Raw genomic sequence first — 14,971 nt, 5'->3', positions numbered from 1 at the left:
GAGAACGACGTGAGCTGGCGTTCCGAGATCGATGAACTGAAGCGTCGCCGTGAACTGGCGCGGGAGATGGGGGGCACGGACAAGGTCGAGCGCCAGCATCACTTCGGCAAGCTGACCGTCCGCGAGCGCATCGACGCGATGATCGACGCCGGCAGCTTCCACGAGATCGGCGAGATCGCCGGCCGTGCGGAGTACACGAAGGACGGCGAACTCGTGTCCTTCCGGCCTTCGAACTTCGTCTTCGGCGTCGGGGAGATCGACGGCCGTCCGGCCATCGTCTCCGGCGACGACTTCACGGTGCGCGGCGGTTCGGCCGACGCCTCGATCCCCGCCAAACGGACGCGGTCGGAAGGTCTCGCGCTCGAGATGAAGCTCCCCCACGTGCGCCTGGTCGACGGCATGGGGGGCGGCGGCTCGGTCAAGACGATCGAGATGGCGGGCCGCACCTACATACCCGAGCTTCGAAGCTGGGAAGTCGTCGTGCGGCACCTGGCGGTCGCCCCATCCGTGTCCCTGGCGCTCGGCTCGGTCGCCGGCATCGGGGCCGCCCGGGTCTGCACCGCCCACTACTCGGTCATCGTCCGCGACACGGCCCAGATGATGATCGCCGGCCCGGCACTGGTCGAATGGGCCGGCGGCGGCACAGTGCCCAAGGAAGAACTCGGACACGCCCGCATCCACACCGCGAACGGAGCGATCGACGACGCGGTGGACACCGAGGTCGAGGCGTTCGACCGCGCCCGCCGGTTCCTCTCCTACCTGCCGACCAACGTCGATCAACTGCCGCCGCGGCTTCCCGAATCGGAGCGCGGCGACGACCCGGAGCGCCGCGACCCGGAACTGCTCGACTTCGTGCCGCGCGACCCGAAGCGCACCTACCGGATGCGCGAACTGCTCGGCCGGATAGTGGACCGCGGCTCCTTCTTCGAGATCGGCCGCGACTGGGGCCGGTCCATCATCACCGGTCTGGCGCGCCTGGACGGCTGGCCGATCGCGATCTTCGCCGAGGACGTGAACGTCTACGGCGGCGGCTGGGACGCTGACTCCTGCCGCAAGCTGTCCCGGCTGATCGACCTGGCATCGACCTTCCACCTGCCGCTGCTCCACCTCGAGGACTGTCCGGGCTTCCTGATCGGCCGCGAATCCGAACACACAGCCACGATCCGTTTCGGCTCCCAGGTCCTGGCGGCGCTGGGACAGTGCACGACGCCCTTCTGCTGCGTGGTGATCCGAAAGGCCTTCGGCGTCGCCGGCGGCGCCAACCACAAACCGGGCAGCCACCATTTTCGCTACGCCTGGCCCTCAGGCGACTGGGGCTCGCTGCCGATCGAAGGCGGCATCGAGGTCGCCTACAAGGCGGAACTCGCCGAAGCGGAGGACTACGACGCCCACTTGGCCCGGATCAAGGAGCGCCTGAACCGCGTCCGCTCGCCGTTCCGCTCGGCCGAGTACTTCGAGATCGAGGAGATCATCGACCCGCGGGACACGCGGCCGATCCTCTGCCGCTGGGCCAACCTGGTCGCGGAGTCCGTGCCGGTCGGCCGCCAGGCCTTCACTTACCGGCCCTGAGCACCGCGCTCCCGGTGTGACGCCTCAGCAGTGATCAGTGAAGCGACGCTGATCCTTGTGGCGCAGCCTGTGCCACTCGAAGCTCCGTGTCCCTGAAGCGCTGACCGTGTCGAGCGTCTCCAGCGCGTGCTCCAAGGACTCGAGGAGATGTCCGGCCAGATTGCGGGTGAGATTGCTCTTGACGACAACCCGGAACATCGACTGTTCCGGGTCGGCGTCGTGGAACAGCGGCAACTGCTCACCAGTTACCGGATGGCCGTACCCCATCGGGTAGCTGCCGACGTACCAATGATGTTGGGAGACCGCGTGCTGGAGATCGGTCGCGTCATAGTCCAACCCGCAATCCGGATTCAACATCGCGCTGACCACCGGCAGGCAACGCTCGTCGCCATCGTCGAGAAGCAGGAACCGCGGCATCCCGTTGCAGGTCATCGACTTCAGCCCGTCGCGGATGAACCTGGCGTTCTCCATCATGTTCTTCGTGACGCGCTCGTAACCCTCCCGGCCGAAGTGGATCAGCTTGTAGTACTGGTCATAGACACCGCTCGCCGGCCGCGAGAAGTTCAGGGCGTACGAATGCGCCTTGCCGCCCAGGTACGTCACTGAGATTCCCACGTGCTCGCTCAGGTCGCTTCGCTCGCGCCAGACGACCCAGCCGGTGCCGCAGCAGGACTCCCCGTACTTGTGGCCGCTTGCAGAGATCGACAGAACGTTCTTCAGCCGGAAGTCCCATGGCGGAAGGCCATCCTGGAACGGAGCCACGAAGCCTCCGGAAGCGGCATCGACGTGGATGCCGACGCGGAAACCGCGCTCCCGGTTCACCTCCTCCACGACCCTGTCCACCACGTGGACAGGGTCGTACTGCCCACCGTAGTGATTGCCCATGATGCACACGACGCCGATCGTCCGGTCGTCCATCGCCTCTCGAACACGCTCCGGGTCAAGGACGAAGCTCCCGACTGACGGCTCCAACAGGCGCGGTTCGATGTCCATGTACTTGAAGAGCTTCTCCCATGCGGCCTGGAAACAGGTCGAGATGACCAGATTCGGCCGTACACCGAGGATTCGATCGACGGTGGTCCGCTTGTGCCGGGCGTACCAATGACGCCAACGGAACTTGAGCGCGAGACCGGCGAGGAGGCACGCCTCGGTCGAACCGACGGTGCCCGCGCCGGGGAATACGCCGTAGTCGTCGAAATCGTCAGGCTTCGGGCAGTTCCACAGGTCGGCGATCACGTTCACGGTCGTATCGTGCAGCTTGTAGGACTGCGGATACACGGTCTGATCAGCCAGATTCACCTGCATTCCCATCAGCACGATCGCAGCCTCTTCCTCATCGAGCGCCACGTTCACGTACGACGACGTATTCAGCCTCTGATCGAAGTCGAGTGAATGCGCGTTCTCCACCATCAGGCGAGCCGCCTCGGCGGAAAGACCGACGTCCGGGATACGACGAAGGTCGAACCAGTCCTCCTGAGCCGCGTCCGACAACAGGTAGCCGTGGACGTCGCGGGCCTTCAACTGATCGATCCGGCGCCTCAGATGACCTACTTCCTGCTCCAACTCGGCGATCCGTTCAGGGCTCTTGTCGACGAATGTCACTCCTCCCTCCTCTCTCAGGTCCGGTGTACTCTAGTCCCGCGTGCGCAGCCGCGTCCTCATCCGAGCCTTCCTCATCGCAATCGTCGCGCTGATCCTCGCCAGCGGCACGGCATCGGCCGCCAGGAAGAAGCGGCCGCCCTGCCAGGACGGCCGCCAACCCGCGGTCGAGAACCTGCCGCCCCACCACCGGCAATGGACCGAGGAAGTCGCCCTGCTGCTCAGCGACGAGGAGATCCAGTCCTTCCTCTGCCTGTCCCAGGACTACCAGCGGGACGCCTTCATCGCCGAGTTCTGGAAGGCGCGCGACCCCTATCCCGACACGGCCCGCAACGAGTTCCGCGAGCACTGGAGCGAGCGACTGTCCATGGTCCGCCAGTTGTTCGAGAACACCGATGACGAACGGGCGCGCTACTACCTGCTGAACGGACCGCCCGGTGTCCACGTGGAAATCTGTCCCAGGCGCTCGGCGACGAGCATCGAGGCCTGGTTCTACGGCTTCCAGGACCTGAGCGAGGTGATGGGCGCGATCTTCTCCCGCCGGCTGCGGCCGGACCAGTACGCGGTCATCTTCTACCGGCGGCTCGGCGTTGGCCCCTGGCGGGCGTGGTACCCAAGCGAAGAACTCAGCATCTCGTCCCTCCAGCCCGGCGGCCGGCTCGACCTGCCGGGCGCCGGCATCGGCGGTCTCCGCCGGGAGGACCTCGGCGCCGGCTGCAAGGAGGAGGAACTCGGATACGCGCTCCGGATCATCCAGATCCTGAACGACTGGGGCGGCATGCTCGGCTTCTTCTACGAGCGGATGATCGGCGAGAAACTGGAACCGATCGAAGCGCCGTCCGACGAGTGGCTGCGGACGTTCGAGTCCTACTCGACCGACCTGCCCTCGGGCGCGCCGGAACTGGCCGCAGCGCTCGACGTCTCCTTCCCGGGCCGCAAGGAGAGCAGGACCGTGGTCCAGACCCTGGTTCAGGTCGAGGCGGAAGGCGCAACCCTCGCCGACCTAGCCGGCGCCCGCTCCTACGCCTTCGAGCTGATCGGGGAGGTCCTGCGGGCGGACACGGACACCGGCGCCGACCGCCTGTTCGAGAGCTTCCGCTACCGGTTCGAGTTCCCGGTCGAAGGCGGCGAGGCCACCGGTGAAACGCAGCCGGCCATGCCGCTCGTCGCCCAGCGCTATCTGCGCCCCGGCGAGTACAAGCTGATCCTGCGCGTCGACGACCTGAACGGCGACGCGGTATGGCGCCACGCCGAACCGCTCGAGGTGCCGAGGGTCGAAGCGGCCGCGGGCTGGACGGAGGCCGACCTGGAGCCGATCTTCGCCGAGGCGAACCGTTCGCTGGCCTCCGGCGAGCCGACGATCCGGATCATCCCGCCGGGTGGCGAACTCGTCTCCGGCTACCTGCGCTTCGACACGGCGGTCACCGGCCCGGTCGACAGGGTGCGCTTCACGCTCGACGACAAGGACCTGTTCACGACCAGGCGGGCGCCCTACAGCGTCGACGTGCGGCTCGGCGAACTTCCCCGCAGCCAGATGCTGCGCGCGATCGCCTACGACGTCGAACGCAGCCAGATCGCCAGCGACTCCTACCTGATCAACGGTTCTCCTCACCGCTTCGACGTCCGGATCATCGAACCGATCCCCGGCAATGACTACAGCAACAGCCTTCGCATGCGAGCGCAGGTCACCGTACCCGAGGGCCGCAGCCTGGAGGAGCTCCAGGTCTTCCGCAACGCCGACCAGGTGGCCACGCTCTACGAGGAGCCCTTCAGCGTCCCCATCGAACTGCCCGGCGGACGGGAGCTCACGATCATCCGGATCGTCGGCAAGCTGCTCGACGCCGAAGGGCCGGCGGCCTTCGTCGAGGACACGGCGATCATCAACGGACCGGCGACCCTCGAAGAAGTCCAGGTCGACTTCGTCGAGCTCTACACAACGGTCGACGACCGCGACCGCCGGCCACTGCTCGACCTCGGCCAGGGCGCTTTCCAGGTGCTGGAAGACGGCGTGCCCCAGGAGATCCTCCGATTCGAACGGGTCGACGACACGCCGCTCGTGGGGACCATCCTGCTCGACGTCTCGGCCTCGATGGAGGAACGCCTCGCCGAGTCGGTCAAGGCCGCCGCCGACTTCTTCCAGCAGGTGATCACCGAACGCGACGAACTCTCCATCGTGACCTTCAACGACCGGCCGCACCTCGCTTCGCCCTTCACCCGCGACCGGATCGAGTTCGCCAAGGGCCTGATGGGGCTTCGCGCCGAGCGCGGCACGGCGCTCTACGACAGCCTCATCTTCACCCTGTACCACCTGAACGGGCTGCCCGGCCAGCGCGCCGTGCTACTGCTCTCGGACGGCGTCGACGAACACAGCCGCTACGACCTCGACGACGCCCTGGAGTACGCCCGCCGCTCGGAAGCCGCCATCTACGCGATCGGCCTGGCCCTCCCCAGGAAGGCGAAGGAGAGCCCGAAGAAGGTGCTGGAACAGCTGGCGCTGGAGACCGGCGGCCGCGCCTTCTTCGTGGAGAACACGAGCGAACTCGCCGCCGTGTACGACCAGATCGGCCTTGAACTGCGCTCGAAGTACTTCCTCGCCTACCAGTCCTCGAGCACGGCGCCCTCCGATGCCTTCCGCCGGGTCGAAGTCGTGATCGACGAGAGGGGCGCGAGGGCGCGAACGATTCGCGGTTACTACCCGTAGTGTCGGGGCGTACACGCTGCGACTGGGTCAACGACGACCCGCTCTACATCGCTTACCACGACGAGGAGTGGGGCGTTCCGCTTCACGACGACCGCCGGCTCTTCGAGATGCTGGTGCTGGAGGGCGCCCAGGCCGGGCTGAGCTGGTACACGATCCTCAGGAAGCGTGAAGGGTACCGGCGCGCGTTCGACGAGTTCGATCCGGAGCGCGTCGCGCGCTACGACGAGAAGAAGGTCGCGTCGCTCCTGCAGGATCCCGGCATCGTGCGCAACCGCCTCAAGGTGAACGCGGCGATCTCGAATGCACGCGTGTGGCTGGACCTCCGCGAATCGGGCGTGCAGTTCTCGGACTTCCTGTGGGACTTCACCGGCGGCAAGCCCGTCATCAACGCCTGGCGCCGGCTCGAGGACGTTCCCGCGGCGACCCCGGCCTCCGAGGCGATGAGCAAGGCGCTCAAGAAGCTCGGATTCCGCTTCGTTGGTCCGACGATCTGCTATGCCTTCATGCAGGCCGTGGGCATGGTGAACGACCACACGACGACGTGCTTTCGATGGAAGGAATGCAAAGCGCTCGCGGAAAACCTGCGCTGAGCGTCCGAACGGCGCTCGGTACGGCACTGGCCCTGTCCGCGGTTGCCTCCGCTTACGCCGGTGACTGGCCGCAGTTCCGGGGACCGACCGGGCAGGGGCACGCGCCGGACGAGTCGGTGCCTCTGACCTGGAGCGAGACGAAGAATATCGCCTGGAAAGTGCCGGTCCCGGGCCGCGGCTGGTCGTCGCCGGTGATCGGTGGCGGTCGGGCCTGGCTGACAACGGCGGTGACCGATCGCGACGCCGGAACATCGCTGCGACTGCTCGCGTACGACGTGGCCCGCGGCGCCACCGCGATGGACGTCGAGGTGTTCGCGATTCCCGACACGACGCTCCTCAACCAGAAGAACAGCTTCGCCTCTCCCACGCCGGTCATCGATCCGGATGGCGAACGCGTTTACGTCCACTTCGGCCCCCGGGGCACGGCGGCAGTCGCCGTCGCCGGCGAGCGGAGAGACGGAGTGCTCTGGCGAACCCGCTTTCCCTACACGTCGCAACACGGAAACGGCGGCTCGCCGATCCTCCACGACGGGCTGCTCATCGTCAGCATCGACGGCTACGACACCGCTTTCCTGGTCGCGGTAGACGCCGAGACCGGCGAGGAGCGCTGGCGATCCGTGAGGCCTTCGCCGATCTCGCAGGCCTACTCCACGCCGCTCGCGATCGAGGTGGGGGACACACCGCAGATCGTCAACGTCAGCGCTTTCCGCGCCTCGGCGCACGAGCCGGCGACCGGCCGTGAGATCTGGCAAGTCGAGTATCCGGGCGGCTTCTCCAACGTCTCCCGGCCGGTCCACGGCCACGGCCTCGTCTACCTGTCGACCGGCTTCAACGAACCCGTGCTGCTCGCGGTCCGCCCGACCGGCAAAGGGGACGTGACGGACTCGGAGGTCGCGTGGCGCCTCCGCCGCGGCGCCCCGCTGACGGTGTCGCCGATTCTGGTCGGCGATGAGCTCTACACCGTGACCGACTCCGGCATCGCCACCTGCATCGACGCCTTGACCGGCGACATCCACTGGCAACAGCGGCTCGGCGGCAACCACTCCGCTTCACCGGTCTTCGCCGGAGGCCGGATCTACTTCCAGAACGAGGAAGGGGTCACTACGGTCATCGAACCCGGCCCCGAGTTCGAGCAGCTGGCCCGCAACGAAATCGACGGCTCGACCCTTGCCTCCATCGCCGTCTCGGACGGCGCCTTCCTCGTCCGCACCGGCACGCATCTGTATCGGATCGAAGAGTCGCACTAGCACGTACGCGACTTGCAACCTGAAGTGCTTCGAGCGCGTCTACGATTCCGAGAACCGAAAAGGAGCGCCCCATGATCGCAGTCCGAATCTGCCGGATCGTAGAGACGGCCGTCCCCGTCGCACTCACGTCAGTGCTGGCTACCGTGATGCCGCTCGCGGCCCAGACCGTCGACGCCGCGGGCCACTGGGAAGGTTCGATCGAGACTCCTGGCCAGGCGCTCGTCGTCATGGTGGACCTGGCGGAGACCGACGGCGCATGGTCGGGGACCATCGACATCCCCGCCCAGGGCGCCGACGGCTTGCCGCTGTCGGACGTCAGCGTGGACACTGACAGCGGCGCGGTCCGTTTCACGATGCAAGGCGTACCCGGCGAGCCGACCTTCGAAGGCACGCTGGCCGCCGGCGAGATCACGGGAGAGTTCAGCCAGGGCCCGGCCCGGCTCCCGTTCAGACTGGGGCGGGAAGCGGTCGAGGTCAAGGCGCCGTCGCGTCCGCAGGAGCCGGAGCCGCCCTTCCCGTACGACGCCGAGGAAGTCGAGTACACAGCCCGGGACGTGAAGATCGCCGGCACCCTCACCCTGCCGCCGGGCGACGAAGAGGTCCCGGCCGCGCTGCTGATCAGCGGCAGCGGCGCCCTGAACCGCGATCTCGAACTCGCCGGCCACAAGCCCTTCCTCGTGCTCGCGGATCACCTGACCCGGCTCGGCATCGCCGTCCTGCGGGTCGACGACCGCGGCATCGGCGGTTCAACCGGCAGCACCTGGCAGTCGACATCCCGGGACAAGGCGAACGACGTTCTCTTCGGCGTGCGTTTCCTGCGCGGTCACGACCGGATCGACCCGGAGCGCGTCGGCTTGATCGGCATCTCCGAGGGCGGTCTCGTGGCCCCGCTGGCGCTCAACCGGGTCGAGCCCGGCACGATCGCGTACGCCGTCCTGCTGGCCGGACCGGGGGTGCCCGGCGGCGACCTGCTGCGCCAGCAGCTCCGGAGAATCGCGGCGGCGGACGGCGCCCCGGCGGAGATGATCGAGGAACTCGCCGCCCTTCAGGACAAGGGACTTCAGATCATCGCCTCCGACATGCCTCGCGCCGAGGCGGAAGCCGCTCTGCGACAGGTCGCGGAAGAGCAGATGGCGGCCTCGCCCGAGACCGCCCAACTCAGCGGCGAGGACCTGGAAACTGCCCTGTCGGCCGCAGTCGAAACGAACCTCAGTCCCTGGTTCCGGTTCTTCATCCGCTACGACCCGCAGCCCGCCCTGGGAGGGCTCGCCGTGCCGACGCTCGCCCTGTTCGGCGGCAAGGACACCCAGGTAGACGCCGATCAGAACCAGTCCGCCATGGAAACCGCGTTCGCCGGCTCCGGCAACCGGGACATCACCGTGCGCCGCTTTCCGGAGATGAACCACCTGTTCCAGACCGCCGGCAGTGGATCACCCAACGAGTACGCCCAGATCGAGGAGACGATGGCGCCCGAGGTTCTCGATCTGATTGGAAGCTGGATCGCCCAGCGCTTCGTCGACTGAGTCGCCGCCGCGATCGAGGCCCCCCGAACGACCGGCCGGTCGAATAGACTCCCGATCCGTCGGCGGCGGCAGTTGCCTCCGCCCATCAACGACGCGGACGGGCCAGATGCCGAAGATCACCTACATCGACCAGGACGGCGGCTCGCGCGTGGTCGACGCGCCGGTCGGAGACTCCGTCATGGAAAGCGCGGTCGACAATGACATCGACGGCATCGTCGCGGCCTGCGGCGGCAACTGCTCCTGCAGCACCTGCCACGTCTACATCGACGAAGCCTGGGTCAAGGCGGTCGGTCCCCGCCACGAGGAGGAAGAGTTCACGCTCGAGTACGGCATCGACGTGCGCCCCACGAGCCGCCTGAGCTGCCAGATCCGAGTGACCGAGGAACTGGACGGCCTGGTCGTCCATCTACCCGCCGAACAGGCGGAGTAGAGCGACCGCCCGTCCAACGAACGCCGCCCCCCAAGGGAGGAACCACGCCATGACGCTCGAACTCACCTTCCTCGGCCATTCCGGCTTCCTGATGAGCGACGGGGAGCACACTCTGGCCATCGACCCCTTCCTCACCGGCAATCCGGTAGCGACGATGGCGGCCGGCGACGTCAGGTGCGACGCCATCGCCCTCACCCACGGCCACGCGGACCACTTCGGCGACACCTTGGCCATCGCCCAGGCCAACAACGCGAACGTGATCGCCGCGTTCGAGATGTGCAACTACCTGCAGGAGCAGGGGCACGACAACGTGAACCCCGGCAACCCCGGCGGCAGGATCGAGGCGCCGTTCGGCTGGGTCGCCTTCACCCACGCCTTTCACTCCTCGTCCTTCGAAGGGCAGTACATGGGGATGCCCTGCGGCCTGGTCGTTCACATGGGCGGCAAGACGGTCTACCACTGCGGCGACACGGGGCTCTTCGGCGACATGAAGCTGATCGGCGAGATCTACAGGCCGGACGCCGCCTGCGTACCGATCGGCGACCGCTTCACGATGGGTCCGGAACTGGCAACGAAGGCAGCCGAACTGATCGGCGCGCCGGTAGCGATCCCGATCCACTACGGAACCTGGCCGCCGATCGCGCAGGACCCTGCCGACTTCGCGCCAGCCGGCGTCGAAGTCAAGGTCATGGCGCCGGGCGATACGCTCGCCATCTGACCGCGGATGCCTTTCGCCGCGGTCACGCCAATCGTGACCCGGCCGCAACAAGCAACGCAGCCTTCCGTAACAGGAAGCTGACGACGTCATGCTCGTGTTCGACCATGTCAGCAAGTGCTTCGGCGACCTGCGCGCGGTCGACGACCTGTCCTTCGAACTCGAGGCCGGCGAAGTGTTCGGGCTGCTTGGGCCCAACGGCGCCGGCAAGACGACGGCGATCAACATGGCGGTCGGTCTGCTCGAACCGGACGAAGGGGTGGTCCGTTTCGCGGACGAGGCCTTCGACCGGAACCCGCGCGACGCGGAGAACCGCAGGTCCCTGGGTCTGGCCCCGCAGTCGATCGCCCTCTATGAGCAGATCAGCGGCGCCGACAACCTGCGCTTCTTCGGCCGCCTGCACGGTCTCCGGGGAACCGACCTGGAAGAACGCGTCGCCGCCTGCCTCGACTTCGCCGATCTGACGGACGTCGGGAAGAAAGTCGTATCCAAGTACTCCGGCGGCATGCAGCGGCGACTCAACCTGGCGGTCGCGATCATCCACGACCCGGAGCTCGTGCTCCTCGACGAGCCGACGGTCGGCGTCGATCCCCAATCGAGGAACGCGATCTTCGAGCGCGTCGAACAGCTCAGGGACGGAGGCAAGCAGGTCGTCTACACCACCCACTACATGGAAGAGGCCCAGCGTCTCTGCGACCGGGTCGCAATCATCGATCACGGCCGGCTGATGGCACTCGACACGGTGCCGGCACTGATCGCGGCCCATGGCGGTCCCGGCAACCTGGAGGTCCGGACCGGCGACGGCGAGTCACGCCACGAGACGACCGATCCGCTCGCAACGCTCGCCGAACTCCAGGCCCGGCAGGCGGTGGACCACTTCCAGTACCTGCCGCCGGATTTGGAAACAGTCTTCCTCAATCTCACCGGCAGAGCGCTGCGGGACTAGAGCCGCCAGGGAGAACACCGTGAACAAGATCGTCGCAATGGCCGCGAAGGACATCCACATCCTCTTCCGGGACAAGCTGGGCTTCTTCTTCACGATCTTCTTCCCGTTGATGATGGCGATCTTCTTCGGCGCCATGTTCGCCGGCCTGAGCCGCGGACCGGCGAGTATTCCGATCGCCCTGGTCGACGCGGACAGGACCGCCGGTTCAGCGCGCTTCGTCGGGAGGCTCGAGGCCGCCGGCGGACTCGCCATCGAGCGGATTCCAGGCGACCAGGCGCTGGAGCAGGTGCGCCGGGGCCAGACCGCCGTCCTGGTCACCTTGAGGCCCGGCTTCGGGGCCGCCCTGGACAATCCCTTCGTGGCGACACCCGAAGTCGAGATGAGCGTCGATCCAACGCAGTTCGCCGCTGCCGGGATGGTCCGCGGCGTCCTGCTCGAAGCGGCCGGAGCCGAACTGCAGGCGTTCATGAGCGATCCCTCCCGCATGTCCGTAACCAACGAGCAGAACCGGCGCCTGATCGAGCAGTTCAGCCCTCCCTCGGAGGCCCGCGACGACCTCCTGAACGTTCTCGACCAGATCCCCCGCATTCCGGTGCTGATCGACGAAGCGGGGCTGGACTCGGTCACGACGGGCGCGACCGGCGGATTCGGCCCTCCACTCGAGATCGAACAGACCCAGGTCCAGGCGCAGAGACGTGGACCCACCAACTCCTACGCCACCTCCTTCGCGCAGGCCATGCTCTGGACCCTGATCGGCGGTTCCGTGTCCTTCAGCATGTCGATCGCGATCGAGCGGAGCCGCGGCACGCTGATGCGGCTGCTGGTGGCACCGATCACGGCCCGTCAACTCCTGGCCGCCAAGGGACTGGCCTGCCTCGGCGCAACCCTGTTCACGAGCTCCGCCCTGATCACGCTCGGTATCACCGTGTTCGACGTGACGCCCACTTCCTATCCACTTCTCGCTCTGGCCCTTCTCTGCGGCTCGATCTGCTTCTGCGGAATCATGATGGTGCTCAGCGTCATCGGTCGCACGGAGCAGGCGGCCGCCGGAGTCGGATGGGGCATCGCGCTTCCCTTCACCATGCTCGGCGGCGGCATGGTGCCCTTGTTCCTGATGCCGGAGTGGATGCAGACCCTCGGCAACGTCAGCCCGATGAAGTGGACGCTGATGGCGTACGAGGGCGCGATCTGGCGCGGCTTCACGCTGAGCGAGATGCTATTGCCCTGCGCCGTGCTGGTGGCCATCGGAGTCGTCGCCTTTTCGATCGGCGCCACGCGCCTGCGCTGGGACACGGGCTGAACTCTTGGCCGGCCCCCTGCTCGTCATCGGCTCGGTCAACTACGACCTGATCTTCCGGCATGCTCGCCTGCCCCAGGCCGGCGAGACGATCTCCGGCACCGAGCTGTTCGAGTCCTGCGGCGGCAAGGGCGCGAACCAGGCGGTGGCCGCCGTGCGTTGCCGCGGCCACCTCGGCAACGCCGCACCGCCCGTTCTCTTCGGCGGCGCGGTCGGCAACGACGCCCACGCCGCAGCCCAACGGCGCGTCTTTGAAGAAGACGAACTCGACACCCGCTACCTTCTCGTCCTCGACGACTGCCACACCGGTCTCTCAGCCGTCTGGGTCGAGGCCGGCACCGGCGACAACCGGATCATGAACTCGCCAGGGGCGAACAGCCGGCTGACTGCGGACGCGCTGGCCGCGACGCCGATCGAGGAAGCGGGGCTGCTCCTGATCCAGAACGAAACCCCGGCAGACGGTGTCCGGAGCGCCGTCGAACGCGCTCACGGCGCGGGCGTACCGGTGATCTGGAACCCGGCGCCCATCGACGAGGCGAGCGACCCGGGACTCGATCCCCGGCACATCGACTGGATCACACCGAACGAAGTGGAGTGCGCGGTGCTGTTGGGCCGGACCGGTGAGCGGATCGACGCCGGCAGCGCCGCCGACGCCGCGGCCGAGTTGCTCAGGCTCGGCTACCGCGGCGCGATCCTGACCCTGGGCCCGGCCGGAGTCCTGGTCGCGAAGCCGGGGTCGCCGGCGGAGTTGATCCCCGCGCCGCAGGTCGACGCGGTCGACACGACCGGTGCCGGCGACGCCTTCAACGGCGCCTTCGCCGCCGCCATGCTTGCCACCTCCGGTAGCCACGAGGCCGCGGCCTTCGGCGTCCGCTACGCCAGCGACTCCGTGACCAGGCACGGCACGCAGACCTCCTTCGCGCGCTGGTAGCGTCGCCGCGTGGCCGGCCGCGGATCCTCCACCAAGCTCGCCCTGCTCGGCGGCACTCCGGTCCGCGCCGAGGCGTGGCCCCAATGGCCGGCTCGCGGCGCGGATGAGGAGCGGGCCCTGATCGAGGCGCTCCGGGACGGCGACTGGGGCGGCTTCCCGCTGCCGAACGAGCGCTCGGCCGCCTTCGCCGCCGCCTTCGCCGAACGCCACGACAGCGAACACGCCCTGTGCGTGGCGAACGGTACGGTCTCGCTCGAAGTCGCGCTCCAGGCGATGGGCGTTGAACCGGGCGCCGAGGTCATCGTGCCGGCCTACACCTTCGAGGCGACCGCCTCGGCCGCCCTGTTCGCGGGCTGCGTGCCGGTGTTCGCCGACATCGACCAGGAGACCTGGTGCATCGATGTCGAGTCGGCCGCGAACCTGGTCACGGAGCGCACCCAGGCGATCGTGCCGGTGCATCTGGCGATGACGATCGCCGACCTCGATGCGATCGCGTCGCTCGCCGAGAAGCACGGACTGGCCGTGCTCGAGGACTGCGCCCACGCCCACGGCGCCCGCTGGCGCGGGCGCGGCGTCGGCTCCTGGGGCGATGCCGGCTCCTTCAGCTTCCAGACCTCGAAGCTGATGACCGCGGGCGAGGGTGGCATCGTGACCACGTCTGACGACGCGGTGCTCGACGGCCTCCACGCCTTGGTGAACTGCGGCCGTCAGCGTTCTGGAGCCGCGGAGCCCGCCGCGGTGATCGGCCACAACTACCGGATGACCGATCTGCAGGCGGCGATCCTGGAAGTGCAGCTCGAGCGGCTCGACCACCAGCACGAGGTCCGCGCCGCCAACGCCCAGCGTCTGCGCGCGGCGATCGAGGACATCGACGGGCTCACGAATCTCGGCATCGACTCTCGCGTGACGACCCAGGCCATCTACCAGTTTGTGTTCCGTTTCGACAGCAACGCCTTCAGCGGCATCGACCGCGACGTCTTCGTCGCGGCCCTTCAGGCCGAAGGCGTTCCGGCCGACGGGCGCTTCTACGAGTCGCTGCCCATGAGCGAACTTCTTCGCCCCGACCCGGACCGCTACCCGACGTGGAGCGCGGCTCTGGTGAACGCGCCGACAGCAGACTGCCCGAACGCCGAGCGCGCCGCGTACCGCGAGTCCGTCTGGTTGCCCCACCAAGTCCTGCTCGGCACGGAGACCGACGTCGACGACATCGTCGAAGCCGTGCTCAAGGTGCAGCGCGCCGCAGCCGACCTCGCCGGACTCGAGACCGCAGAGGTCGAGCGCCTACGACGGGCGAGATCGGCCCGTTAGGAGTTCTCGAGAGCGCCGGTTCGCAGATCGACGTCTCCGACGGTTTGGCGGTGAACAACCCGGCCCAATGCGGTGAACTTACCGCGCTTTCCTCGTTCACCACGGATCTGCTGGG

At 67.6% G+C, this 14,971-nt stretch carries 12 protein-coding genes; 11 read left to right on the top strand and 1 reads right to left on the bottom strand.

Annotation, left to right across the window (positions count from 1 at the left end; translation table 11 throughout):
* Positions 1 to 9: 9 nt before the first annotated feature.
* Positions 10 to 1,569 (top strand): methylmalonyl-CoA carboxyltransferase, encoded by a 1,560-nt coding sequence (locus tag OXI49_06145; GenBank protein ID MDE2690079.1) that lies wholly within the window; start codon positions 10 to 12, stop codon positions 1,567 to 1,569.
* A 24-nt stretch (positions 1,570 to 1,593) separates the two neighbouring features.
* Here the strand turns inward: OXI49_06145 and OXI49_06140 are convergent, their stop codons facing one another.
* On the bottom strand, positions 1,594 to 3,171 hold the full coding sequence (locus tag OXI49_06140) for a pyridoxal-dependent decarboxylase (GenBank protein MDE2690078.1): 1,578 nt from the start codon (positions 3,169 to 3,171) through the stop codon (positions 1,594 to 1,596).
* A gap of 40 nt (positions 3,172 to 3,211) precedes the next feature.
* Between OXI49_06140 and OXI49_06135 the strand changes: the two genes are divergently transcribed.
* From OXI49_06135 to OXI49_06090, 10 genes are all read left to right on the top strand, one after another.
* Positions 3,212 to 5,869, top strand: a complete 2,658-nt coding sequence (locus OXI49_06135; protein MDE2690077.1) for a VWA domain-containing protein — start codon at positions 3,212 to 3,214, stop codon at positions 5,867 to 5,869.
* Positions 5,869 to 6,459, top strand: a complete 591-nt coding sequence (locus OXI49_06130) for a DNA-3-methyladenine glycosylase I (protein ID MDE2690076.1) — start codon at positions 5,869 to 5,871, stop codon at positions 6,457 to 6,459. Before OXI49_06135 ends, OXI49_06130 begins: the two co-directional genes overlap by 1 nt.
* Positions 6,429 to 7,706 carry a PQQ-binding-like beta-propeller repeat protein gene (locus OXI49_06125; protein ID MDE2690075.1) on the top strand — a complete coding sequence of 426 codons (1,278 nt, stop codon included), beginning with the start codon at positions 6,429 to 6,431 and terminating at the stop codon, positions 7,704 to 7,706. The genes OXI49_06130 and OXI49_06125 overlap by 31 nt, the downstream gene beginning before the upstream one ends.
* A 71-nt stretch (positions 7,707 to 7,777) precedes the next feature.
* On the top strand, positions 7,778 to 9,229 hold the full coding sequence (locus OXI49_06120; GenBank protein MDE2690074.1) for an alpha/beta fold hydrolase: 1,452 nt from the start codon (positions 7,778 to 7,780) through the stop codon (positions 9,227 to 9,229).
* 106 nt (positions 9,230 to 9,335) lie between these two features.
* Positions 9,336 to 9,659: a 2Fe-2S iron-sulfur cluster-binding protein gene (locus OXI49_06115; protein MDE2690073.1), complete on the top strand. Its 324-nt coding sequence runs from the start codon at positions 9,336 to 9,338 to the stop codon at positions 9,657 to 9,659.
* A gap of 49 nt (positions 9,660 to 9,708) precedes the next feature.
* A complete protein-coding gene (locus tag OXI49_06110) occupies positions 9,709 to 10,377 on the top strand; it encodes a metal-dependent hydrolase (GenBank protein ID MDE2690072.1) in 669 nt (222 codons plus the stop codon).
* A gap of 88 nt (positions 10,378 to 10,465) precedes the next feature.
* Positions 10,466 to 11,320 (top strand): ABC transporter ATP-binding protein, encoded by an 855-nt coding sequence (locus tag OXI49_06105; GenBank protein MDE2690071.1) that lies wholly within the window; start codon positions 10,466 to 10,468, stop codon positions 11,318 to 11,320.
* Between the two features lie 19 nt (positions 11,321 to 11,339).
* On the top strand, positions 11,340 to 12,620 hold the full coding sequence (locus tag OXI49_06100; protein ID MDE2690070.1) for an ABC transporter permease: 1,281 nt from the start codon (positions 11,340 to 11,342) through the stop codon (positions 12,618 to 12,620).
* A gap of 4 nt (positions 12,621 to 12,624) precedes the next feature.
* A complete protein-coding gene (locus OXI49_06095) occupies positions 12,625 to 13,548 on the top strand; it encodes a ribokinase (GenBank protein MDE2690069.1) in 924 nt (307 codons plus the stop codon).
* Between the two features lie 9 nt (positions 13,549 to 13,557).
* Entirely contained in the window at positions 13,558 to 14,856 is a 1,299-nt protein-coding gene (locus OXI49_06090) for a DegT/DnrJ/EryC1/StrS family aminotransferase (GenBank protein ID MDE2690068.1), read from the top strand.
* Positions 14,857 to 14,971: the final 115 nt, after the last annotated feature.

The organism is Acidobacteriota bacterium (genome assembly GCA_028875725.1).
Classification (GTDB): domain Bacteria; phylum Acidobacteriota; class Thermoanaerobaculia; order Multivoradales; family Multivoraceae; genus Multivorans.
This window is presented reverse-complemented; position numbering and strand designations above follow the sequence as displayed.